Genomic DNA, 24,495 nt, shown 5'->3' on the forward strand with positions numbered 1-24,495 from the left:
GGTTATGCTTCCCTAACTTGAAACTCAATTGTCCAACTTAGGTCAGATTGGGTATCGTGTGCTTGCAATAGCAACAATCCTAATTCAGTAACACGAGCAGTCAAATATACTCGCACCATGTCGCCTGCTTGATAATGACCCGCATCCAAACGAACCGACAAAGGATTCAATTCATCAAGTTGCGCAACCGAAAAAGACGCAATAACTTTACCGACAGATTGCTCTTCACTGTTTTTTGATTGGAAGAAACGGAAGGTCACGCTTTCACCAACGATAAGCGAAAACTCATTCGGCAGCATTTGCTCTTCAGAGCCTTCCTCCAAACCAAAAGGTGCAACACAGATAGCATCGACAGGTGGTGCCATGCCCGGAATCGCCGGCATTGGGCTAGCGACACCAATGTAATAATTGGCCGCTAAACCACTTTTTACTTTAACGCCGCCTTCCGCTTGCACTTGGGCATAGTAAGTCGCGCCTTTGGCAACCGCGTGATCCAAATGAGATGGTGTCAACATGGTTAATTCTCTACCGCTCAACGACTCAGAAAGCATTGCAGCCAATCGAGCTTCAAGCGTGCTACGAATCACATTGGCGTTAAACACGCCGCCGTTTAACAAGATCTTCGTTGGCTTCACATCATGTTGAGCTAAAAACTCACTAATATGACGAGTAATCGCTGGATCACCTTCGTAATCCAAATTGATCGCACTAAAACCACTGCGTGCTGTTTTTTGAGCTTGCTCACCTAACTGCACTTGCGGGAAGAAACCATCAATCAAAAGCTGCTGCACATCGTTTTGCGTCAAGGTCGCTTTGATGCTGTTATTGAACAAGCTACGACCGCGACTTGGCACAACAACACTGACTTCCTCTAACTCGGTATTCGATAGCAATCGCTCTTTCGCTTCACGGCAGGCTTGGGTTAAACCGCTAATTTGCCAAGGCTCAAGGTTGGTTCCGTTTTGTGCCAACTGAGCGGCCAAATGATAGGTCAGCGTCAAATCCATATTATCGCCACCAAGTAAAATATGACGACCAACTGCCACGCGCTCTAGACCAAGGGCGCCCTCTTTTTCGACCGCTTGAATTAACGACAAATCCGTCGTGCCGCCACCAACGTCGATCACTAAAATCTGTTCATTGACGTCTAGGCTATCTGCCCAATTCTGTTGGTCACTCAACCATGCGTAAAACGCGGCTAATGGCTCTTCGATTAAACGAGCACGTAAGCCAACTTTTTCCGCTGCTTGCTCGGTAATAGCACGAGCGGCGGGATCAAATGAGGCTGGCACTGTGATGACTACGGTTTGCTCAGCAATCGGCGCATTAGGAAATTGGTTTGTCCAAGCACTGACTAAATGCGCTAACAGCGTTTCCGTAACTTGCGCTGGAGAGACTTTTTCGACCTCTTCCAATGCATCAACAGGTAAAACCGCTTCATCAGCACTAACGCGCGAATGGCACAACCAACTTTTAGCACTTTGCACCAATCGTCCAGAGGATTTTGCCCCCAACTCACGAGCCAACTGACCCACAATCGAAGGCGCTTTGCCCCAAGGCAATTGCAGATCGCTTTCTAAGAATTCAGTTTTATGGGGAATATACACAAACGAAGGTAATAAAGGACGAGCACCCACTTGGCCTGCCGCAATAAACTGCGGAATGGCCAATTGTTGAATGCGCCCTACTTGATTCGTTTCTGCTTCAGCTTGATTAGATGACGAATAATAGACAGCCGAATGCGTGGTACCTAGGTCGATACCAATAAAATATTGACTCATGAGTTATACCTCGATTTCAGCTGGCGCTAGAATGTTCAGGCTTTCAGTATTGGTTACTTTTGGAAGACGCGTTTCGGTTACTTTCCAACCGGGGTGAATCAGCGTGCCCGCGTATGGGCCATCGCCTTCCACTCGACCTTCCAGTTTGATCTGTTTTGCATCATAACCTGATGGTACTTCTACGCGGCTGTTTTCCGCAGCGGTGTTCACTACGTCGATAGATACAACATCAATAGTAAAGTGTTGCTTCAATACTTTCGAACAACCTGCGTGGATTTGGCGAGATGCCGCCCCCACATCCGCATCACTGTAATCATCGATACTTTCTTGAATGAAGTCGATAAAACGAGCTTCTTGTTGCAATAGTTGTAGTAACTGATGTGCACCGTCAGCGTTGACCGTATCTAACACAGGCGCAGCGACTTCGATTTCACGAATCACTTCGACTTCTTCTGTAATGACTTTTGGTTCAACTTCAAAGGCAAATTGCTCGCCTTGACCAACCGTGTCACAGCGAGCGGCATAGTCGCCGCTCCCCATGTATTTAAAAAACTGACCAAATGCGCCAAAGAAGCGCGGTACAAATGAAACTGGTTTTATTTTATTCGTCATAATTTACCCGTTTTGCATCTCTTCAAGCTCTAACCAACGCTCCATGGTTGTTTCAAGCTCTTCTTCTTTATGCGCTAACTTTGCTAAGGTTTTTTGAACTTTATCCGCATCACCAGCATAAAATTCTGCTGCGCTGGTTGTTACATGCAAAGCCGCAATTTCTTCTTCCAACTTCGCAATGGTCGCTGGCATATCATCAAATTCGCGCTGAATTTTATAGCTTAGCTTGGCCTTTGGTTTGGCTTGCACAGTAGATTTCTGGCTAGCCTCCTCCGCTTTTTTTGCTTCTGCTTTGGCTTTTTCTTTTTTGCTTGGGGCGTCATCTGTTTGGGAAGTAGATTCTGTTGGGAATTTACCACCTTGACGAATCCAATCTTGATAGCCACCAACGTATTCTTTCACTCGGCCTTCGCCTTCAAAAGCAATAACACTGGTTACAACGTTATCTAGGAAAGCACGGTCATGACTTACCAATAACAAGGTACCATCGTAGTTCATCAGTAGCTCTTCAAGCAGCTCCAATGTTTCTACATCAAGGTCGTTGGTTGGCTCATCCATGATCAAAAGGTTAGCTGGACGAGTAAATAATTTCGCCAGCAACACACGATTTCGCTCACCACCAGACAAGGCTTTTACTGGAGTACGAGCACGCTCAGGTGGGAAAAGGAAATCGCCAAGATAACCGATAACGTGTTTGTTCTGGCCATTGATTTCGATAACGTCTTTGCCTTCGCCAACGTTTTCAGCAACGGTTTGTTCTGGATCAAGTTGCTCACGTAGCTGATCAAAATACGCCACGTTAAGTTTGGTACCTTGACGAACCGAACCTGTCTCAGGCTCTAGATCTCCTAACAGAATTTTTAGGAAGGTACTTTTACCACAACCATTTGGGCCAATCAGACCAATTCGGTCGCCACGGTTCACCACAAAATCCATTGGTTGCAGGATAACCTTGTCTTCAAAGGAATGACCAACTTGGGTGAATTCCGCCACCAGCTTGCCAGACTTATCTTTAGTCTCAATCGCCATTTTCGCATTGCCTTGACGATTAATACGTTCAGAACGTTCTTCACGTAATGCTTTCAAAGCACGAACTCGGCCTTCATTACGAGTACGACGCGCTTTAATTCCCTGACGAATCCATACTTCTTCTTCGGCCAAACGTTTGTCGAACAAGGCGTTTGCGCGCTCTTCTTCTTCGAGCATTTTTTCTTTAAAGGCAAGAAACGCAGTAATATTACCGCTGAAGGAAATCAAATTACCGCGATCAAGTTCGATGATACGGTTAGCCAATTTCTCTAAGAAGCGACGGTCATGGGTAATAAACAAGATCAAACCACGAAATTGCTGCAGCTGTTGCTCCATCCATTCGATGGTCGGAACGTCCAAATGGTTAGTTGGCTCGTCTAGTAGCAACACATCTGGATTGGAAATTAACGCCTGCGCTAAAATAACACGACGGCGCCAACCACCAGAAAGCTCGGACATCAATTTGTCAGCAGGCAAAGCCAAACGCTGAATCATGTGATTCACACGCTGCTCTAAATCCCAACCTTGAATTTTGTCTAACTCTGTCTGAATATCACCTAACTCATTTGAATGGTCATTCTCGAAATCTTCTAATAATTTAAAGTAACGAGTCATTAATGAATGTGCTTCACCAGCACCTTCACTGACCACTTCACGTACGGTTTTTTCATTTGCATCAGGCAGTTCTTGCGGTAACTGTCCGATGGTCATGCCACCTTCTAGACGAACCATACCTTCATCGGCAATTTGCTCACCTGAAATGACTTTTAACAGTGTAGATTTACCTGCACCGTTACGACCGATAATTGCAACACGCTCTCCAGCTTCTGCTGAAAAACTGATTTTTGACAGCAGCGGATTATGCCCAAAAGCAACACTGATCTGTTCTAACGACAATAGACTCATATCTATCCATATAAAGTAAAAATTTTGTGGCAGTATAGTATCATCCTTCTAAGCGAAGGTTCATCAAATAGACGTGACTAGTGATTAAAAAGAAACGCTTTTTTACGCTCAGAAATTTTTTTTAGCAACTTCACTCAGAAAACAACAATTTAATCTCGCTATTCTCTTTACAAGGTTTAAACAAAACTTCTTCCTTCCTCATTATTTCTGAATATACTTAACCAACATAACGATAAACTTTCTGGTTCATGGAGTAACAAATGGAGTTTAAAAGTAAGGTAGGGCCAATTACTGCTGTGGTCATTGCCATCGCAACCGTAACCTGGATGTTTGCAGGAGGCAATGGCATTACGGTTAGTCAAACTGAAAAAAAACCCAATGAAGATACCGTTTCATCTCAGGCAAAAGAAAGCAAACTTGCGTATCCAGTTCAAGCCAAAACATTAATAACTAAAACCATTGAAATGCACTTGCCATTAAGCGGAAAGACCTTAGCAGATGAGACTTTACAGCTTATTAACAGTTATCAGGGACGCATAATAAAATTACCTGTAGAAAAAGGTCGTTTTATTAAAAAAGGCTCATCTATAGTGCAAATAGACACTCGCACGCTAAAGGTTCAAATAGAGCAAGCTGGCTTACTCGTCAAACAAAAACAGCTTGAACTAGATGGCATAAGAAAACTGAATGCAGGTAATTTGACTTCAAAGGTCAATCTAGCCCAAGCAGAAACAGACCTAGCGTCAGCCAAAGCAACAGAAAAAGCATTACAAGTTGATTTGGAAAATGCAAACGTAACAGCACCATTCTCTGGCATATTGAACACATTAAACGTGCAAGAAGGACAAGTGTTAGCGGTTGGTGCGACTATTGGCACTCTAGTTTCAGTTAACCCAATCAAAGTTAGTGTCAATATTCCTCAAAATAAGATTCAACTTATAAAGCTTGGCACTCAAGGTAACATTCGTCTCGAATCTGGCTATGAGGCAGAAGGCTTTGTTTCTTATATCAGCACGACCGCTAACGAATCTAGTCGTACTATCAGTGTCGAAATGCAGGTAGATAATCCAGACAATGCGATACCTGCTGGTTTAACTGCTGCCGTTGATTTCATTCTAGATCAACAAAGAGCTCATGCTTTTTCGCCAGCACTACTGACCTTAGATGATTCAGGCAGAACGGCCATAAAAACTATCAGCATCGACAATACTGTCGTTGTATCACCTGTAGAAATCATTAAATCAGAACGCGATCAAGTTTGGGTACGCGGCCTTCCTGATAATGTGAACATTATCACCGTCGGACAAGGTTTTGTGTCTGCGGGTGATAAAATTGAAGCTCACTACCAAAACTAAGGAGGCCCAATATGCAACTATTAATTGAGGCGGCCTTAGCTCGCTCTCGAACTGTACTGATGTTTTTCGTCCTCATATTAATTATGGGTACGGTTTCTTACATCGAAATCGCCAAAGAAAGTGATCCTGACATTACCATTCCAATGGCTTATGTCTCTGTCTCTCTAGACGGCATTTCACCAGAAGATGCTGACAGCTTGTTGGTTCATCCGTTAGAAAAAGAACTCAAAGGGCTAGAAGGTTTAAAAGAACTAAAATCTACCGCCTCTGAAGGTCATGCCTCTATCACGCTTGAATTCGAATCCGGTGTAAATATTGACCAAGCAATTAGCGATACTAGAGACAAGGTAGATAGAGCTAAAAGCGAATTGCCTGACGATGCCGATGAACCGACCGTAACAGAGGTAAACCTTTCAACATTCCCTGTACTACGAGTCAATTTATCTGGCAATGTAAGCTTCGCAACACTCAGTCGCATTGCAAAAAACCTGCAAGATTCTATTGAAGCGGTTGATGGCGTATTAGAAGCAAAAATTAGTGGTGACCGAGACCAACAAGCACAGATCATCATTCGTCCCGAGCAACTTGAATCGTATAATCTTTCTCTGGCTGACGTTGCCAGTTTTGTTTCTGGCAATAACAAATTGGTTGCGGCAGGTAATCTAGATACTGGCGCTGGGCGCTTTTCTTTAAAAGTCCCCGGCCTACTCAAGACAAAAGAAGACATTCTGAATTTGCCAATCAAGGCTGATGGCGATCAAGTCGTCTTACTAGGCGATATTGCAACAGGCGAACTAACTTTTGAAGACCCAACCAGTTACGCTCGAGTAGAAGGCAAACGCAGTATAACACTTGCCGTATCCAAACGAGTCGGCGTAAATATTATAGAGACCATTGAAGCAATTAAAGCCACAGTAAAGAACGAAAGCGAACAATGGCCAGATGGTGTTGAATACGACCTTACTGGTGATAAATCCATCGACATCGAAACCTCCCTAAACGATCTGTTCAATAACGTTTTGGCAGCAACCTTGCTAGTTATGATAGTTATTGTCTGGGCACTTGGCGTACGAAGCGCCATATTGGTTGGCCTCGCTATTCCCGGCGCCTTCCTCTCTGGTATTTTGGTTCTCGATTTACAAGGCTACACCATCAATATGGTGGTGTTGTTTGCCCTAATCCTTAGTGTCGGCATGCTGGTAGACGGCGCTATCGTTGTCACAGAGTATGCAGACCGCAAACTAGCAGAAGGCGCGTCCAAGCGACAAGCTTACAGTGAAGCAGCTAAACGCATGGCATGGCCAATCACGGCCTCTACTGCTACTACTTTAGCGGTTTTCATGCCATTGCTTTTTTGGCCCGACATAGTTGGGGAGTTTATGCGTTTTATGCCGATCACCATCATAGCGACGCTTTCTTCGTCTTTGGTAATGGCGTTAATTGTATTACCAACCATCGGTTCTATTATTGGCAAAAAAGGTGCCTACACCGAAAAAACCATGCACGCCTTACGCATCACGGAAACGGGTGACCTAAGCGAACTTACTGGACCAACAGGTTTCTATGGAAGAACGCTAACTCGTTTAGTCGAATATCCTATTTGGGTTTTACTATTCACCATTGCTCTGCTGCTTAGCATTTTTGCTAGTTATGGTAAGTTTGGTAAAGGCATTGAGTTTTTCCCTAATATCGAACCCGAATCCGCTAATTTGGATATACGAGCCCGGGGTGATCTTTCTTTAGAAGAAAAAGATGCTTTGGTAAGACAAGTCGAGCAACAAATTATCGGCACAAGAGAACTAAAAAGTGTCGTCGCAACATCTTACGCCACCCCTGGAAATGGCGCTGCACCAGATAGTATTGGCTCCATTAGTATGGAGTTTATTGAGTGGTACAATCGAGACTCCGCTGGCGCTATTTTGGATCGTATACGAGAAAGAACCAAGCAAATACCCGGCATTGAAATCAGCGCAGAAAAAGAACAAGGTGGGCCACAATCTGGGGCTGATATCCAGCTACAGCTTAGTTCCAATTACACTGAAGCCCTTAATCTTGCCGCTGATGAGATCAGCAAACAGCTATTGTTGAGAGATGAGATAATAACGGTTAGCGATGACAGATCCTTGGCTGGCATTGAATGGCGTATTGATATCAATCGCGAAGAAGCCAGCCGATACGGAGTCGACGTTAACAGTCTCGGCAATGTCATTAAACTAGTTACAACAGGTATAACTCTGAGCGATTTCTTACCGGAAGGAGCCGATGACAAAATTGATATTGTTTTACGCTATCCCGTTAATCAACGCAGCCTTGATCAATTAGATCAACTGCAGATCCCTACAAACCAAGGAAGTATTCCAGCCAGCAACTTCATTCATCGGTATGCAGCACCGAAGCAAGGTGTGATAAACAGGACCGATGGCAAAAAAACCATTAAAATTGATGCCGACGTGAAAGACGGCTTAGTCGTTGATGAAGTAATAAAAGCCATAAAAGTAAAACTAAATGCTGCAGGTATAGATAAATCTGTTAGCTATGAGTTCCGCGGCAACACTGAAGACCAACAAAAATCCATGGTATTTTTGATCAAAGCATTTGGTGTAGCGTTTTTCATCATGGCGATCATTTTGGTTACTCAGTTTAATAATTTCTTCCAATGTTTATTAATTCTGAGTGCGGTAATCTTTTCAACCATGGGTGTATTCATTGGCCTAATGGTAAAAGGGCAGCCATTTGGCATTGTAATGAGCGGGGTTGGTGTTATTGCTTTGGCAGGCATTGTGGTTAACAACAATATCGTTCTAATCGACACCTTCAACGGTTTGCGTAAACAAGGCATGTTGGTGCGTGAAGCAGCTATCAGAACAGGCGTTCAGCGCCTCAGGCCTGTTATGCTAACCACTATCACAACTATCCTTGGCTTGGTGCCTATGGTGTTTCAATTCAATATTGATCTGATTCACCAATCCTTCAGCATAGGCGCACCATCGGCTCAATGGTGGACCCAACTATCCACTGCCATTGCTGGTGGCCTAACCTTTGCCACACCATTAACGCTTATTCTGACGCCCTGTTTATTGGTTTTAGGTTATCGACGTAAAGAGCGAAAGCAGCTGCAAGTATTAGAAGAACAGGCATTGGAAAGAGAAGCTCCAAAGGGAGAAACACAAGACCTGCCGTTTGGAACGGCTGACAATAAGAACGCACCTGACAAAGACAACTAAAATTTGGCTGTCAAAAATAGAACAACTGAAAACAAAAAAGCGGACTTAGAAAACCTTCTAAGTCCGCTTTTTTATAACCGATTATTTGGTTACAAATGAGGCTTAAACCAATTGGTCTAACGCTTCTTTAACATCCGCAATAATATCGTCGATATCTTCCAAACCAACAGAGACTCGAATCAATCCTTCTGTAATACCAGCTTTGGCTTTTTCATCGTCCGTCAATCGCCCATGAGTCGTAGTAGCCGGATGAGTCACCAAAGTTTTGGTATCACCCAAGTTGCCTGTAATCGACATCAATTTCGATGCATTAATGACGGCCCAAGCAGACTTGCGACCACCTTCCACTTCAAAAGACAACAATCCGCCAAAGTCTTTTTGCTGTTGTTTAGCCAGCTCATGATATTTGTGGCTCGGCAATCCGCCGTAATTTACTTTAAGCACTTTAGGGTGCGCTTCTAAATATGTAGCCAGCTTCATAGCGTTTGCAGAATGTGCTGTCATACGCAAAGACAAAGTCTCTAGACCATTTAACAACACCCAAGCATTAAACGGACTCATACATGGCCCAGCACTACGCATAAAGGCAGTGAAGACATCAACTATTTCTTGGCTGGCAATTAAAGCCCCGCCCAAGCAGCGGCCTTGACCATCAATAAATTTAGTCGCTGATTGCATGACAATATCAGCACCTTGCGTCAAAGGATTCTGCAACGCTGGTGTCGCTAAAACCGTATCAACACAAAGCAACGCACCTTTAGCATGCGCCAAGGCAGCCACTCGAGAAACATCGACCACTTCATACAGTGGGTTAGAAGGCGTTTCGAAATAACAAAAACGTGTATTTTCATTAATCGCCTCTTCCCATGCCGCATAATCTGTCGCATCCACATAAAGCACTTCAACACCAAATTTTGTTGTATAGGCATTAAAAAACTTAACTGTTGAGCCAAAGATATTGCGGGAGCAAACAACCCGATCACCTGCACTTAACAAACTGTAGGCCAACGTCATTAATGCCGCCATGCCAGAACTTGTTGCAATAGCAGCCTCGCCTTTTTCTAAGGTCGCTAAGCGCTTTTCAAATAACTCTACTGTTGGATTGGTAAAACGAGAATAAACATTACCATCCTCTTCACCGGAAAACTTCCCTGCCGCCTCTTCTGCACTACCATAAGCAAAGCTCGAGGTCATAAAAATGGCTTCGCTGTTTTCTTGCTCTTGCGTTTGACGAATACCTGCACGAATCGCATTCGTTGCATCTTTATAATCAGCCATTACTTCACTCCAAGACATGCTTCAAAAAATCTTTTCCCAAAAACAACTAAGCCAGGCGTGACCTGGCTTAGTTTTATCCGTCACGAGATAATGCAAATATTACATAGGGTGCATCATATCGCTAGCTTGGTCTTCAACCGCAGCTTTATTTAAGTCATTACGCGCGCCTTCAATGCCTGCCAAGTAAGCAGCATCAATATTGCCTGTAATGTATTTTGCGTCAAACACAGACGTATCGAATTCACGAACATCTGAATGCTTCTCATCTATACATGCATCTATCAAATCTTGCAAATCTTGGAATATCAATTTATCAGCACCAATTAATTTGCAAATTTCATCAACATTACGATCATGTGCAATAAGCTCTTTTGCTGCAGGCATATCGATACCGTAAACATTCGGGTAACGAACTTCTGGCGCAGCTGATGCTATGTATACTTTCTTCGCACCCGCTTCTCTCGCCATCTCTATGATTTCTTTACTCGTCGTACCACGAACAATGGAGTCATCAACTAGTAATACCGTTTTATCTTTGAATTCAAAAGGCACAGGGTTCAGCTTTTGACGTACAGATTTTTTACGAATAGCCTGACCCGGCATGATAAACGTACGACCGATATAGCGGTTTTTAACCAAACCTTCACGGAACGGAATATTTAATGTTTGTGCGATTTGCAAAGCAGCTGTTCGGCTTGTATCAGGAATTGGAATAACCACATCAATATCATGATCTATCCATTCACGCTGAATTTTTGCTGCAAGACGATCCCCCATATTAATACGTGCTTTGTATACTGAGATGCTGTCAATAACGGTATCGGGGCGAGCAAAGTACACATATTCAAACAAACAAGGACGCGCTACTTTTTTTGGTGTGCACTGACGGACATGAACATTGTGGTTTAGATCAAAAAAGATCGCTTCACCTGGCTGAATATCCCGCTCAATTTTAAAGCCTGCCGCATCAAGCGCCACACTCTCAGAAGCGACCATATATTCAACGCCCTCATCTGTTTGACGGGAGCCATAAATCAATGGGCGGATGCCATCTGGATCACGGAAAGCCAAAATACCATAACCTGTGATCAGAGTGACTACCGCATAGCCGCCTTCGATACGCTTGTAAACACGCTCAAGCGCATTAAAGATATCTTCAGGTGTTGGCACCAACTTCCCTTCTTCATGAAGTTCGTGAGCCAAAACGTTTACCAAAACTTCAGAATCAGAAGTTGTATTGATATGACGCAAGTCAGATTCAAACACTTCTTGTTTCAGTTTAGCGGTATTCGTTAAATTACCATTGTGTGCAAGTGAAATGCCGTAGGGAGAGTTAACATAGAAAGGTTGAGCTTCTGCTGAACTAGAAGTCCCTGCCGTTGGATAACGGACATGCCCAATACCTATGTTACCGTGTAGTTTTTTCATATGGCGAGTGCGAAATACTTCACTCACCGGACCATTGTCTTTGCGTAAACATAATCGTCCGTTATGGCTTGTAACCATACCCGCAGCATCTTGCCCACGATGCTGAAGAAGGGTTAACGCATCAAAAATTGCTTGGTTAACCACAGACGTGCCTACGACACCAACGATACCACACATGTTCTAGATCCTCGTGTTGGGGAATTGCGACAAACGCCGCAAAGGTTCTTTATCTATTTGATTGCTACTTCGAGCAACTAATTTCCAAGGGCGCGATCAATGAGAGACGAATCCATAAGATCCGAGCTCTTGCCTAACATATCACGCGTCCAGTCATTCAACTGCCCCAGTTGAGGGATCAATTGTGAAGTTTTCCAAAACTCAGTTTTTTCTATCGCTGGACTCAAGCTCAATAAAGAAACGAAAGCCACAACAATCAAACCACCACGAGCAAAGCCAAATAACATGCCTAATACTCTATCAGTGCTCGACAAGCCCGTTACTTGAATCAGAGAACCCAGTAAAAAACTCACCAAGGACCCAACAATTAACGTTGCTATAAATAGGGAAACAAAAGAAACAATATAACGAATCTGGTCATTTTGAACTTGATCAAGAAGCAATGCCTGCATCTGATCTGAGAACTTTACCGACACAACAAAGGCAACAACCCAAGTAAGAAGTGATAAAACCTCTTTAACAAAGCCTCTTTTTAAACTCAAAAGAGTAGAAAGAACCACTACAGCAATAATCAACCAATCAATTGTCGACATTGAACTTATTTGCCCCATGAATACCTCTAAAAATCGCTGCGAAGTTTAACAGATGCCTAGGATTTTCCAAATACCACGACACCAAACCTCGAACTAATTCACTGAATATTTAACAACAATTCCGTTTAAGTTAAATTTTTTCTTAATCTCTTCACGCATTTTTTCGGAGGTTTCTCGCTTGAATTCAGGACCAACATACACTTTATAAAGTGAATTGGTCGTCAAACTGTAGGCATCATAATTTGCCCCTTTAAGCTTTTCGACTAAACGAACAGCATTTTCTTTGCTCTTAAAAGTAGCAATCTGAAGTACCCAACGATCAGCAACCTGCACAGGTGCCGATTTTTCAACAGGCTCTTTCTCTACTGCAGGTTTCGCTTCTGGTTTGGCCTCAGGTTTAGCGGAAACAGTCGACTCCACTCCACTAATACTTGAAACGTCATTAGCAGATTGAGGAACTGGAATCAAACGAATATCCTCTGCCGCCCTATCTTCACCAATTGATTGCTCTATCGGTAAATTATCGACAGACTGAACTGGGGCAATTTCAACAATGGGAAAAGCCGGGGGAGTAGTGACTTGAACCTGAACATCAAGCTCAGCTGGACGCTCACCATCCAAAATCAAAGGTAATATTATGGCCGCTGATAACACCATAATGCCGGCGCCAATAAGTCTGTATGTAATGGTTCTATCTATCATAAATCACTCTTTTGATTGATTAAGCGCCAAATAATCCGAGACAGTTACAAAGGAGCCAAAAACAATCACTGAACGCTGCTCATCTTGAGCTTTCACTAAAGCTGAACTAAAAGCATCACCAACAGACTGAAAAGCCTTTGCGTTTAAAGCGAGAGAAGGTGAACTATGCACAATATGCTTAACAAGCTCACTTGCCTTTGCCCCTCTTGGTCCAGCTAAATCACAACAAAACCAATCAGAAAAACTGCCTGCAAGATGCTTCATAACACTAGCAATATCTTTGTCTTTTAACATACCGCAGACAGCAACTGGTTGAATCGGCAAATTGCTTATGCGATGAGCTAATTCAATAGCAGCTTCAGGATTATGGGCCACATCAATGTACACATCAGGAAACGTAGCTACTTTCTGAAAACGCCCCATTAGCTGCGCACGGCTAAATAAAGAAACTAAATCAGCATGCGTAGGAGAAAAGCCCATATAAACCAAAACTGCAATAACTGTAGCTGCGTTTTGCAGAGGAAGTGATGGTATCGGCAATGTTTCAAACTGAAGCCCATCACCAGACCACGACCAGGTATTGCTATCTAACTCAAAGTGGAAGTCGACACCTTTTTGACGCAAATGCGCCCCCACCTCTAACGCTGTGCTAGCAATAGTACTAGGAGGATTAACAACACCACTGATGAGTAGCTTATCTTTTCTCGCAATGCCTGTTTTTTCTCGCGCAATAACATCTAGGTTATCGCCCAACCAATCTATGTGATCCAAAGAAATAGAGGTAACAACAGCAACGTCGGTATCTATCATATTGACAGAATCTAAGCGACCACCCAGCCCCACTTCTAGCACCCAATAATCCAGGTTGGATTGATCGAAGATCCATAGCGCTGCAAGTGTACTGAATTCAAAATAGGTCAAAGTGATGCCTTCACGCGCCGCCTCAATTGCCTCGAATGCACAACAAAGAATCTCATCGTCACAAGGCAAATCGTTCAATGCTATGCGTTCGTTAAAAGCAAGAAAATGGGGAGAAGTATAGGTACCAACAGAATAATTTTGCTCGCACAGATACTGAGTCAACATGGCGCAGGTTGAGCCTTTACCATTTGTTCCAGCTACAGTGATCACTTTATGCTTAGGTCTAGATAAATTTAATCGAGCTAATACTTTGCTCCCTCTTTCTAGACCTAACTCTATTTCTGAAGGATGCTGACTCTCAATATATGAGAGCCAGCTAGCTAATGACGTGTGCGTCATCTAATTAAGCAACCTTATTAGTCAGCAAAGACAGGATATTGTATAAGCGATTACGCATTTCATCACGTTTGATGATCATATCTAGCGCACCTTTTTCCAACAAAAACTCACTACGCTGGAAACCTTCAGGTAATTTTTCGCGAACTGTCTGCTCAATAACACGCGGACCAGCAAAACCAATCAAGGCATTTGGCTCAGCAACGTTCAAGTCGCCTAACATAGCCAAAGAAGCAGATACACCACCAAAAACTGGATCTGTCATAACAGAAATATATGGAATGCCTTCTTGCTTCAGGCGCTCCAAACCAGCACTTGTTTTCGCCATCTGCATCAAGGAAATTAGCGCCTCTTGCATACGCGCTCCACCACTGGCAGAAAAACACACAAGTGGAATACGTTTTTCCAAACAAACATTAACTGCTTGAATAAAACGTTCACCGACTATTGCGCCCATCGAACCGCCCAAAAAGCTAAATTCAAACGCAACAGCAACCACTGGCATTCCATTCAAAGCACCTTGCATCGCAACCAAAGCATCTTTTTCGCCCGTTGCTTTTTGAGCATCAGCCAGACGATCTTTATAGCGTTTTGAGTCTTTAAATTTTAATTTGTCCTCAGGCTCAAGATGAGCACCGATTTCATGACGACCTTCTTTATCCAAGAAAATATCCAAACGACGACGAGCACCAACACGAAGATGATGATTACATTTTGGACAAACATCTAAGTTTTTTTCCAACTCTGGACGATATAGAACATTTTCACATTTTGGACATTTTTTCCAAAGACCCTCAGGTACAGAACCTGCACTACGCTTTGATTCACTTCGTACTATAGAAGGGACGAATTTATCTAACCAGCTACTCATTTACTTCTCCACATTTCTCGTTTGCTATCGCTTAAGCATCCATTTCATTTCGCATAGGCGATAAAATGGCGCTTAAAGCGTCAGCTATATATTCTTTTTGATGATCTTTATTTTCAGCGATAGCATTCACTAATACACTACCAACAATCACGCCATCAGCACATTTACTTACTGCCGCTGCAGTTTTAGCATCGCGTATACCAAAACCAACACCAATAGGTAAGTTGGTAATTTCACGCAATGAATCCACATGCTTCTTAACACTATCAACATCCAGTTCAGCAGAACCAGTTACACCTTTCACAGAAACGTAGTACACATAGCCTGATGCCAAGTCACAGATTTTCTTTGCGCGATCTGGTGTTGTCGTAGGTGACAGCAAATAAATAAGATCTATCTCGTTCTCTCGGAAGCATTCTACTACATCTGTCGCCTCTTCAGGAGTCAGATCTACTAATAAAATACCATCAACACCCGCTTCTTTTGCGGCATCTGAAAAAGCTTGATAGCCAAAAAACTCAATTGGATTTAAATAACCCATCAAAACAATAGGCGTTTGCTTATTACCTTGTCTAAATTCAGTAATAATTTGCAATACTTTTTTAACACTGGTGCCAGCTGCCAAGCTACGTTCACAGGCTAACTGAATTACTGGGCCGTCGGCCATGGGATCCGAAAAAGGCATACCAATTTCAATCACATCAGCCCCAGCATCAACCAAAGCATTCATCAAGGTCACTGTAGAATCAGGACTAGGATCGCCAGCGGTAATATACGGAATGAGCGCCTTTTTACCAGATTTTTCTAAATTTTCAAAACATTGTTTAATGCGACTCATACTTCAATCCCATCCAATTCTGCAACGGTAAGAATATCTTTATCACCACGCCCCGAAAGGTTGATCACAACAATCTTATCTTTATCCATGGTCGCCGCTAACTTCATACCGTAAGCCACAGCATGACTTGACTCAAGTGCAGGCATTATGCCTTCTAAGCGAGTTAAATCTCTAAAGCCATCCATCGCTTCATCATCATTAATCGCCACGTAGTTAGCGCGCCCGATATCCTTTAACCAAGCATATTCAGGACCAACACCAGGATAATCCAAACCCGCAGAGATAGAATGAGTACCAATAATTTGACCATCATCATCGGCCATGACATAAGTACGGTTGCCATGCAGAACACCAGGGCGCCCAGCACTTAATGGAGCCGCATGGCGACCTGTTTCAATGCCATCACCACCCGCTTCAACTCCGTACATTGCGACACTTTCATCTTTGATGAATGGGTGAAACATACCAATGGCATTTGACCCACCACCAACACAAGCGACTAGAGCATCTGGCAAACGTCCCTCTTGAGCTAAACACTGAGCCTTAGTTTCGCGACCAATTACAGATTGAAAATCTCGAACCAATTTAGGATAAGGGTGAGGACCTGCAGCAGTACCTATAATATAAAAGGTATCATCCACATTCCCTACCCAATAACGCATCGCTTCATTAAGCGCATCTTTTAACGTTTTGGTGCCGGACTCAACGGAAATCACTTCCGCACCTAATAGCTTCATACGATATACGTTAAGTGATTGACGACGAATATCTTCCGCCCCCATAAATACCTTACACTTTAAACCCAATCGAGCAGCAACCGTCGCAGAAGCCACACCATGCTGTCCAGCGCCGGTTTCTGCAATAATGTTTGGCTTGCCCATATGCTTCGCAAGCAGAGCCTGACCGATTGTATTATTTATCTTATGAGCGCCAGTGTGATTTAAATCCTCACGCTTCAGATATATCTTCGCTCCACCTGCTTTTTTCGTTAGTCGCTCAGCAAAATATAGCGGTGAAGGACGACCAACGTAATGCGCTAAGTCATAATCGAAGGCGGCTTGAAAATCGCTGTCCTTAGACAGGCGTTCATACATCTCAGTCAGATCTTCCAACGCTGACATCAGCGTTTCGGAAACAAATATGCCGCCATAGGGACCAAAACGACCATGAGAGTCTGGTAAATCTAGATTAATGTCTTTGCTATCCACATTTCGCTCCACTAATAAATTCTTGAACCTTAAGCTCACTCTTAATGCCTTTAGATAATTCAACACCACCACTTACATCGACGGCATATGGCTTAACTTGTCTTATTGCTTGCTCAACATTACTTGGCGTTAAACCGCCCGCCAACACAATTGGTTTAGACAAGCCGACCGGTATTAAAGACCAATCAAATACTTCACCCGTTCCACCAGGAACGCCAGCTTTATAAGCATCTAGCAAAATAGCACTAGCACTTGGGTATTGATCCACCAAAGCAGCAACATCATCCCCTTGCTGTATTCTCAATGCCTTCATATAAGGGCGTTGATAAGAAATACATTCAGATTCAGGTTCACCACCATGAAATTGAATAGTCCAGCGGGAACTGCCACTTATTACAGATTGAACCAGAGATCTATCCGCATCTACAAATAAAGCAACTGGGGTTACGAATGGTGGTAACTGAGTAACAATAAAATTCGCCACATCAGGAGCAACATATCTGGGGCTTTTTTCGTAAAAAACAAATCCCAAAGCATCTGCACCATAGCGACACGCAACTATTGCGTCGTCTAAATTTGTGATCCCGCAGATTTTAACTCGGCAATTCATAAACTGGCTCGTCTACATAGGGTAAAAAATGAGGACCTAAAGGTCGTTTCGGTACATTAAAGACATCAGGGTATTGAGCGTCAACAAAATACAACCCTGTCGGTGGCGCTGTAATTCCACCCTTGGTGCGATCCTTTGCCTCTAAGGTCTGTCTTGCCCAAGAAACAGGCTTTTCGCCCGCACCAATAGACATCAGGACACCTGCGAAATTTCGAATCATATGATGCAAAAAAGCATTGGCTCGAACATCCAAGACAATATATTGCCCCAGCTGCTGTACATCAAAGTTTAGGATCGTCCGTATAGGAGTATTGGCTTGGCAGCCAATCGCGCGAAAAGAAGAGAAATCGTGAGTACCCAGAAACACTTTCGCAGCTGCTTCCATAGCCGCAACATCAAGTGTTTTGTACGTCCAAGTTACTCCTTTGGCTAATATTGCCGGACAAAAAGCCGACGAATAAATAACGTATCGGTAACGACGGCTTAATGCACTAAAACGAGCATGAAAGTCATCTGAAACAGAACTTGCAGCTACAACGGTAATATCTGTGGGAAGATAAGTATTAACTCCTATCGTCCATGCACGTTCACTACGCTCAACATCAGTTTCAAAATGAACCACTTGGGCGCTTGCATGGACACCTGAGTCCGTTCGACCGGCACAAACCACCTTAACAGGATGATTTGCAATTATGGCTAACGCTTTTTCTAAATTCTCCTGAACACTTGGAACACCAAATTTCTGTGCTTGCCAGCCCTTATACTCAGAGCCATTATATTCAACAACTAGTACTACTTTTTTAGTCACTTGGGAACATTCGCTCCATCATATTCTGTGCTTCAGCAATCTGCTGTTCATTACCTGACTCAATAACATCATCCAGAATAACTCGAGCACCCTCTTCATCACCCATATCCATATAGGCTCTTGCTAAATCAAGCTTGGTTGCAACCTCATCACCACTAGCATCAAAGAAGTCGAACTCTTCTTCTTCATCGCTAACTTCTTCATCTTCAGCAGCTTCAGCCTCGCCAAATGAAGGAACCTCTATTTCATCTTCCTCTTGCTGAGCCTCAGCTAATGTTTCTTCTATTGAATTAGCCAAAGAATCATTTGGAGTACCACTAAAGATAGACGACTCATCAACATCATCTTGATCAACATCATTTAATAGGCTCGAAACAAAAGACTCTTCTTCACTTTCAACCTCATCTTCCACATCATCAGAAACCGACTCAACAGCCTCTGGTATCATTGTTGGTATATCATCCTCAACAAAGGTTTCCAGTTCATCTAGCTCATCGTCTTCATCAAAGTCTAATACTGGATCAGACAAATCATCTGGCTCATCAAAAGACGCAAACATGTCATCGTCAATAGCATCATCTTCTACTGCACTTTCAAGTTCATCTTCCGGATCTTCAGATAAGTCTATTTTGTCATCGACCATTGGGTCAGTAAATTCTACAGAAGCAATATCGTCCCCAAAAGAACCAAAATCTTCAAGATCATCGTCTTCATCAGGCGTATCAAAATCAAAAGCGAAAGGATCTTCTTCTTTTAGCTCTTCTTTCTCTTCGATTCCATCGTCTAATGCATAATTAGCTGCCGCAGCTACAGCAACAGGCGCGACAACCGCAGCTGATGAGAGATCAAACTCATCCTTTTTTAATGGATCTTGCTCCTCTTGCTTCTTACCAGCTCTACGCATAACTAGGCCAATCAAGAAACCAAACAGCAGCAATACCACCGCACCGATTGATACAACGATTGGATTGCCGAATATCTTGTTAACAAGGGAGTTCTCTTCCGCCAGCTCTTTTTCTCGACGAATTTGATCTGCCTCTAGAAGCTGGTCAACAGTATTTTTTTGCTCCTGAAGAGCCTGCTGAGCGCTGGCAAATTGCTGTTGCAAATCTGCCATTTGTTTATCTTTTAAACTAATCAGCTGCTCAAGAGTTTCAAGCTGCTTGTTCAAATCACCCAATTGAGTTGATAATTCACCTTTTTCACGCTGCTCTTTGTCTAGCATTTCTTGTGAAGCAGATAATTCACCTTGCAAAGCATTTAGGGCGGCACTCTTATCATCACCAGCATTTGAGCTCGCAGCATTTTCAGGCAGTAAACTTTGCCCAGAAGCCAAGGTCAACTTATCACCGCCAGCTGCGGGCGCATTAGATGCAGCTTTAGCTTTTGCTTGAGTATTTAATTGAGCTTGTTCAATAGCTGAACTATTTTTAGAGCCTTTCAGTGCCATCCAAGCATCATGTTGACGTTGGAATTCTTCCTTTGAAATTGAGTTATTAAAAAGTGCGATTTGATCCTGTGTTGGCAAACGCAGAATGGCACCTTCTTTCAAAAGGTTAATATTATCTGAATAAAAAGCATCTTTATTGAGCGCTTGAATCGCCATCATTGTTTGATAGATGGTTAGTTGATTCGTCGGACGATTTTGACCAGCGATAGACCAAAGGGTATTCCCTTTGACTACATTCAACTGACCTTTTGGGGACATTTTTTCCGCATCAATAGTAGCTTGACGAAAAACTGATTGATTTGATGCCGACGTAACAGATGCAACAGGAGTGGATTGAACGACTTCTTTTTGAGATTTTTTAACCAATGCGGATTGATTTAATGGTGTCTGATATTCTCGAACAACCTGACCGCTAGGCCAACGAGCAGCCAATATAAAATGTAACTCATCTACTCGTAATGGTTGGTCAGATGACACAGCCACAACGAGATTACCACCTTCACGAACAACATCAAATTTCAACTGTGATAAAACTCTTGTCTGAGCAAAGCCAGCTTGACGAAATTCACTTTCACTGCCTAGACGAATTAATATGTCGTTGTTTGTTAAAGACCCTACATCAGAAAGTTCGATTTTTCCGCGATAAGGTTCGCCCAAATTTGATTGAGAGGTCAACTCACCCAGTTCCAGTGCGTAACTGCTGGACACATATAGCGCGCCTGACACAGCAATACTAACGAGGGTTTTTCTGAGCATAAGCTTCCCTTTATTTACAAATTATGGACATAAATATCTAAACAAGTATCTTACACAGGTGATCATTTATCAATAGCTTTAGAATCAATGGTTTGCACTTAATGCAAGAGAGAGATAAAAAACATCAAAGCAATACATTTTTTACACCTAATGACTCAAAAAACCACTTCGAAAATAAAACCCCTGCACATAATCTACACCTATACGTCGAGCAAAAGCTAAGTCTTCCTCTACTTCGACCCCTTCAAGGATAACTTGCTTCCCCGTAGCATGAGCGAAATCAATTATCTTTGATACAAACACCATAAAATTAGCATCTAATCTCTTTTCTAGCACACATTTATCCAATTTAACCCATTCAACTAACTGCAATACAGCAACAGATAACATAGATTTTGGGTTGCATAAATCATCTAATGCCGTCCGAATACCCAATCCATTAAACAGCTCAATCATAGATAGACTCATTAACGCATCACTTATTTCAGAATTTTCTATTAATTCAACCACAACACGATCTCGCCCTGCTGCCTGTATAAGTTCAACAAAGGGGTTATCTTCTGCATTCTGTCCGCAGGCATAAAACGCATCCTGATCTAAATTAACAAACACTCTCTCCGAATTAGAAAGACACTCCAGCTGTATCTTTTTTTGAGCAAGCTCCACCTGAAATAATAGCAATGGGTTGTCATGCAGTGCAGCATACACATAATCAGGCCTTATTAACTCGCCGCTCAGAGACCTAAACCTTGAAAGCGCCTCATAGGCAAAAAAATCACCTGTTTTCAATTCCACAATTGGCTGATACTCAACCCCAAATCATCTAGATTCGACTAACTCTAACAACATCTTTTGTGATAACGAATCCATTTAAACAACCCTAAAAACAAACATTAATGATGCCCACATCAGCACAACAATTAATTATAAAAAAAAACCCCGCAAAATAGCGAGGTTTTCTTTTATATCAATGGGTTAGAGAAGGATCACATCATCCCGCCCATACCACCCATTCCGCCCATGCCACCCATATCAGGCATGCCAGCGTCGTCTTTTGGCAAATCAGCAATCATTGCTTCAGTAGTGATCATAAGACCCGCCACAGATGCTGCTGCTTGAAGTGCAGAACGAGTTACTTTAGCTGGATCTAGGATACCCATTTCCAACATATCGCCATACTCGCCAGTTGCAGCGTTGTAACCAAAGTTACCTTCGCCTTTCTTCACCTTATCTACAACAACAGAGGCTTCAGCACCTGCGTTGATTACGATTTGACGCATTGGCGCTTCCATCGCACGTAGAGCAAGAGTGATGCCTACGCTTTGATCTTCGTTCTCACCTTTAAGATCAACAATTTTAGTAAGAGCGCGAACTAGAGCAACACCACCACCAGCAACAACACCTTCTTCAACAGCAGCACGAGTTGCATGAAGAGCGTCATCTACACGCGCTTTCTTCTCTTTCATTGCCAACTCAGTTGCTGCGCCAATTTTGATAACAGCAACGCCACCAGCCAATTTAGCAACACGCTCTTGAAGTTTTTCTTTGTCATAGTCAGAAGAAGAGTTAGCAATCTCAGCACGAATTTGCTCAACACGACTGGTGATGTTTGCTGCATTACCAGCACCATCTACAATCGTTGTGCTTTCTTTTGTCAAAGTAACACGTTTTGCTGTACCTAGCTGATCAAGAGTCGCTGTTTCTAGACTCAAGCCCACCTCTTCAGAAATAACAGTAGCACCAGAAAGTACGGCGATATCTTCAAGCATTGCTTTACGACGATCACCAAAGCCTGGCGCTTTAGCTGCAGCTACTTTTACGATGCCGCGCATAGTGTTTACAACCAAAGTTGCCAAGGCTTCACCTTCAACGTCTTCAGCAATAATCAATAATGGACGAGAAGCTTTTGCAACGCCTTCCAATACTGGTAGCAAATCACGGATATTAGAGATTTTCTTATCAACAAGAAGGATGAATGGGTTTTCAAGTTCCGCACTCATAGTCTCTTGGTTGTTGATGAAGTAAGGAGATAGGTAGCCACGATCAAATTGCATACCTTCAACCACAGCCAGCTCATCTTCAAAACCTGAACCTTCTTCTACTGTGATAACACCTTCTTTACCAACACGCTCCATAGCTTCTGCAATGATTCTACCAACTGAGGAATCAGAGTTAGCAGAGATAGTACCAACTTGCTCGATAGCACGAGTATCAGTACAAGGTGTAGATTGCGCCGCAATCTCTTTTACAACGGCCGCAGCAGCTTGGTCGATACCGCGCTTAAGATCCATTGGGTTACGACCCGCAGCAACAGCTTTAAGACCTTCAGCAACAATTGCTTGCGCAAGAACGGTTGCTGTTGTTGTACCGTCACCAGCAACATCATTGGCTTGAGAAGCAACTTCTTTCACCATTTGTGCGCCCATGTTCTCAAACTTGTTTTCAAGCTCAATTTCTTTCGCTACAGTCACACCATCTTTAGTAACAAGCGGTGCACCATAAGATTTCTCAATAATAACATTACGACCTTTTGGCCCCAAGGTTACTTTTACTGCATCTGCAAGAACGTTTACACCCTTCAGCATTTGCTGACGAGCGCTATCTCCAAATTTAACTTCTTTAGCTGCCATTTTCTTATACCTTAACTGTTTAAATGCTATGAATCGTAATAGATCTGCAGGGTGACTTAGGCTTCAACAATGCCGTAAATTTCGTCTTCCTTCATGATAAGCAGTTCATCACCTTCGATTTTAACGGTTTGACCGGAGTATTGGCCAAACAACACAGTATCACCAACTTTAACGGCCAAAGCTTGCACATCGCCATTTGATTGAATACGGCCAGTGCCAACAGCCAAAACCTCGCCTTGAGTAGGCTTTTCTTTAGCAGATCCGGGAAGGACGATACCAGATGCAGTTGTTGTTTCTTCTTCTTTACGTCGAACAACGACACGATCGTGCAAAGGACGAATATTCATTGATCAATCTCTCCAATTAAAAACGATACCAGGACTCCCCTGGCTGGATAACCCTACTGATACATAGTAGGAATCTTTAACAAGGTTCTATATACGGCTATACAAGCCAATTTCAACCCTGAAAATAAATTATTTTTTATCTATTAAGTCATTGTCATCTTTAGGTTCTTTTGAGTACTCGCCATCAATCGTTTCACCTTGAGGTTGAGCGTCATAACCACTATAAGGAGCCCATTTAGACCCTTTTTTGACCATAGATGCAACAAAGTTAACCAAAAGACCTGCCGCAAATAATTTACGTAATGGCGAAATCAATAGTAAGCCACCAATAATATCTGTTACAAAACCAGGCATTAACAAGCACAAGCCTGCAAAGATTAGCATGATACCTTCAGCAACTTCAGAGGCAGGCAACTCACCTCGACGCATTTTCTCCTGCGCTTTAAGTGACGTTTCTAGCCCTTGCTTACGTATTAAAGTCACGCCTAAAATAGCCGTTAAGAAAACCAAGCCAACCGTTGCTAGTGCACCAATTTGACTACCAACCTTTATTAATACTGATAGTTCAATAACGGGAATGAGTATGAAAAGCAAAAGTGCAAATCTCATATTTACCTTCTTTGTTTTAAGTGTAA

General features: G+C 42.9%; 19 protein-coding genes and 1 pseudogene. 2 read left to right on the top strand and 18 right to left on the bottom strand.

All coding sequences use genetic code 11. From position 1 onward, the window contains the following. Positions 1-2: 2 nt before the first annotated feature. From TY87_RS15000 to TY87_RS15010, 3 genes are read right to left on the bottom strand one after another with little or no spacing between them, the layout of a single operon-like run. Complete coding sequence (locus TY87_RS15000) at positions 3-1,781, bottom strand: Hsp70 family protein (RefSeq protein ID WP_100187687.1); 1,779 nt, start codon at positions 1,779-1,781, stop codon at positions 3-5. A gap of 3 nt (positions 1,782-1,784) precedes the next feature. Further along, positions 1,785-2,393, bottom strand: coding sequence for a DUF2760 domain-containing protein (locus TY87_RS15005; RefSeq protein WP_100187688.1), 609 nt, complete (start codon positions 2,391-2,393; stop codon positions 1,785-1,787). 3 nt (positions 2,394-2,396) lie between these two features. Then, positions 2,397-4,328, bottom strand: coding sequence for an ATP-binding cassette domain-containing protein (locus TY87_RS15010; protein ID WP_100187689.1), 1,932 nt, complete (start codon positions 4,326-4,328; stop codon positions 2,397-2,399). 260 nt (positions 4,329-4,588) lie between these two features. Between TY87_RS15010 and TY87_RS15015 the strand changes: the two genes are divergently transcribed. Continuing rightward, entirely contained in the window at positions 4,589-5,683 is a 1,095-nt protein-coding gene (locus TY87_RS15015; RefSeq protein WP_100187690.1) for an efflux RND transporter periplasmic adaptor subunit, read from the top strand. An 11-nt stretch (positions 5,684-5,694) separates the two neighbouring features. Then, on the top strand, positions 5,695-8,907 hold the full coding sequence (locus tag TY87_RS15020; RefSeq protein ID WP_100187691.1) for an efflux RND transporter permease subunit: 3,213 nt from the start codon (positions 5,695-5,697) through the stop codon (positions 8,905-8,907). Positions 8,908-9,009: 102 nt separating this feature from the next. Here TY87_RS15020 and TY87_RS15025 read toward each other — a convergent pair whose 3' ends face one another. From TY87_RS15025 to TY87_RS15095, 15 genes and pseudogenes are all read right to left on the bottom strand, one after another. Further along, positions 9,010-10,185 (bottom strand): O-succinylhomoserine sulfhydrylase, encoded by a 1,176-nt coding sequence (locus tag TY87_RS15025; protein ID WP_100187692.1) that lies wholly within the window; start codon positions 10,183-10,185, stop codon positions 9,010-9,012. Between the two features lie 99 nt (positions 10,186-10,284). Next, positions 10,285-11,790 carry an amidophosphoribosyltransferase gene (gene purF / locus TY87_RS15030; protein WP_072839202.1) on the bottom strand — a complete coding sequence of 502 codons (1,506 nt, stop codon included), beginning with the start codon at positions 11,788-11,790 and terminating at the stop codon, positions 10,285-10,287. 77 nt (positions 11,791-11,867) lie between these two features. Beyond that, entirely contained in the window at positions 11,868-12,401 is a 534-nt protein-coding gene (locus TY87_RS15035) for a CvpA family protein (protein ID WP_072839203.1), read from the bottom strand. Between the two features lie 75 nt (positions 12,402-12,476). Then, a complete protein-coding gene (locus tag TY87_RS15040) occupies positions 12,477-13,085 on the bottom strand; it encodes an SPOR domain-containing protein (RefSeq protein WP_232617150.1) in 609 nt (202 codons plus the stop codon). A gap of 3 nt (positions 13,086-13,088) precedes the next feature. Continuing rightward, on the bottom strand, positions 13,089-14,345 hold the full coding sequence (gene folC, locus TY87_RS15045) for a bifunctional tetrahydrofolate synthase/dihydrofolate synthase (protein ID WP_100187693.1): 1,257 nt from the start codon (positions 14,343-14,345) through the stop codon (positions 13,089-13,091). A gap of 4 nt (positions 14,346-14,349) precedes the next feature. Beyond that, complete coding sequence (gene accD / locus TY87_RS15050; RefSeq protein ID WP_072839205.1) at positions 14,350-15,213, bottom strand: acetyl-CoA carboxylase, carboxyltransferase subunit beta; 864 nt, start codon at positions 15,211-15,213, stop codon at positions 14,350-14,352. A gap of 31 nt (positions 15,214-15,244) precedes the next feature. Beyond that, positions 15,245-16,051, bottom strand: a complete 807-nt coding sequence (gene trpA / locus TY87_RS15055; protein ID WP_100187694.1) for a tryptophan synthase subunit alpha — start codon at positions 16,049-16,051, stop codon at positions 15,245-15,247. Beyond that, the gene (trpB, locus tag TY87_RS15060; RefSeq protein ID WP_100187695.1) at positions 16,048-17,259 is read right to left on the bottom strand and encodes a tryptophan synthase subunit beta; all 1,212 of its coding nucleotides are present in this window, start codon (positions 17,257-17,259) and stop codon (positions 16,048-16,050) included. The genes trpA and trpB overlap by 4 nt, the downstream gene beginning before the upstream one ends. After that, positions 17,252-17,869, bottom strand: coding sequence for a phosphoribosylanthranilate isomerase (locus TY87_RS15065; protein ID WP_100187696.1), 618 nt, complete (start codon positions 17,867-17,869; stop codon positions 17,252-17,254). Before TY87_RS15065 ends, trpB begins: the two co-directional genes overlap by 8 nt. Next, positions 17,853-18,677 carry a tRNA pseudouridine(38-40) synthase TruA gene (truA, locus tag TY87_RS15070; RefSeq protein ID WP_100187697.1) on the bottom strand — a complete coding sequence of 275 codons (825 nt, stop codon included), beginning with the start codon at positions 18,675-18,677 and terminating at the stop codon, positions 17,853-17,855. Before truA ends, TY87_RS15065 begins: the two co-directional genes overlap by 17 nt. Further along, a complete protein-coding gene (locus TY87_RS15075) occupies positions 18,670-20,883 on the bottom strand; it encodes a motility hub landmark protein FimV (protein WP_100187698.1) in 2,214 nt (737 codons plus the stop codon). The genes truA and TY87_RS15075 overlap by 8 nt, the downstream gene beginning before the upstream one ends. Positions 20,884-21,030: 147 nt before the next feature. Further along, a pseudogene (locus tag TY87_RS15080) lies at positions 21,031-21,687 on the bottom strand (EAL domain-containing protein); the annotation flags it as partial. Positions 21,688-21,869: 182 nt separating this feature from the next. After that, complete coding sequence (gene groL, locus TY87_RS15085; protein ID WP_072839212.1) at positions 21,870-23,513, bottom strand: chaperonin GroEL; 1,644 nt, start codon at positions 23,511-23,513, stop codon at positions 21,870-21,872. Positions 23,514-23,569: 56 nt separating this feature from the next. Next, positions 23,570-23,860, bottom strand: a complete 291-nt coding sequence (locus TY87_RS15090) for a co-chaperone GroES (protein ID WP_012069737.1) — start codon at positions 23,858-23,860, stop codon at positions 23,570-23,572. 129 nt (positions 23,861-23,989) lie between these two features. Further along, positions 23,990-24,469: an FxsA family protein gene (locus tag TY87_RS15095; RefSeq protein ID WP_100187699.1), complete on the bottom strand. Its 480-nt coding sequence runs from the start codon at positions 24,467-24,469 to the stop codon at positions 23,990-23,992. Positions 24,470-24,495 lie beyond the last annotated feature (26 nt).

It is taken from the genome of Marinomonas sp. BSi20584 (assembly GCF_002792415.1).
Lineage (GTDB): Bacteria > Pseudomonadota > Gammaproteobacteria > Pseudomonadales > Marinomonadaceae > Marinomonas > Marinomonas polaris.

What these genes read in the sequence shown, in the direction of transcription:
- TY87_RS15000 (WP_100187687.1), bottom strand. Translation starts at nt 1,781, where the DNA reads ATGAGTCAATATTTTATTGGTATCGACCTAGGTACCACGCATTCGGCT.
- TY87_RS15005 (WP_100187688.1), bottom strand. Translation starts at nt 2,393, where the DNA reads ATGACGAATAAAATAAAACCAGTTTCATTTGTACCGCGCTTCTTTGGC.
- TY87_RS15010 (WP_100187689.1), bottom strand. Translation starts at nt 4,328, where the DNA reads ATGAGTCTATTGTCGTTAGAACAGATCAGTGTTGCTTTTGGGCATAAT.
- TY87_RS15015 (WP_100187690.1), top strand. Translation starts at nt 4,589, where the DNA reads ATGGAGTTTAAAAGTAAGGTAGGGCCAATTACTGCTGTGGTCATTGCC.
- TY87_RS15020 (WP_100187691.1), top strand. Translation starts at nt 5,695, where the DNA reads ATGCAACTATTAATTGAGGCGGCCTTAGCTCGCTCTCGAACTGTACTG.
- TY87_RS15025 (WP_100187692.1), bottom strand. Translation starts at nt 10,185, where the DNA reads ATGGCTGATTATAAAGATGCAACGAATGCGATTCGTGCAGGTATTCGT.
- purF (WP_072839202.1), bottom strand. Translation starts at nt 11,790, where the DNA reads ATGTGTGGTATCGTTGGTGTCGTAGGCACGTCTGTGGTTAACCAAGCA.
- TY87_RS15035 (WP_072839203.1), bottom strand. Translation starts at nt 12,401, where the DNA reads ATGGGGCAAATAAGTTCAATGTCGACAATTGATTGGTTGATTATTGCT.
- TY87_RS15040 (WP_232617150.1), bottom strand. Translation starts at nt 13,085, where the DNA reads ATGATAGATAGAACCATTACATACAGACTTATTGGCGCCGGCATTATG.
- folC (WP_100187693.1), bottom strand. Translation starts at nt 14,345, where the DNA reads ATGACGCACACGTCATTAGCTAGCTGGCTCTCATATATTGAGAGTCAG.
- accD (WP_072839205.1), bottom strand. Translation starts at nt 15,213, where the DNA reads ATGAGTAGCTGGTTAGATAAATTCGTCCCTTCTATAGTACGAAGTGAA.
- trpA (WP_100187694.1), bottom strand. Translation starts at nt 16,051, where the DNA reads ATGAGTCGCATTAAACAATGTTTTGAAAATTTAGAAAAATCTGGTAAA.
- TY87_RS15065 (WP_100187696.1), bottom strand. Translation starts at nt 17,869, where the DNA reads ATGAATTGCCGAGTTAAAATCTGCGGGATCACAAATTTAGACGACGCA.
- TY87_RS15075 (WP_100187698.1), bottom strand. Translation starts at nt 20,883, where the DNA reads ATGCTCAGAAAAACCCTCGTTAGTATTGCTGTGTCAGGCGCGCTATAT.
- groL (WP_072839212.1), bottom strand. Translation starts at nt 23,513, where the DNA reads ATGGCAGCTAAAGAAGTTAAATTTGGAGATAGCGCTCGTCAGCAAATG.
- TY87_RS15090 (WP_012069737.1), bottom strand. Translation starts at nt 23,860, where the DNA reads ATGAATATTCGTCCTTTGCACGATCGTGTCGTTGTTCGACGTAAAGAA.
- TY87_RS15095 (WP_100187699.1), bottom strand. Translation starts at nt 24,469, where the DNA reads ATGAGATTTGCACTTTTGCTTTTCATACTCATTCCCGTTATTGAACTA.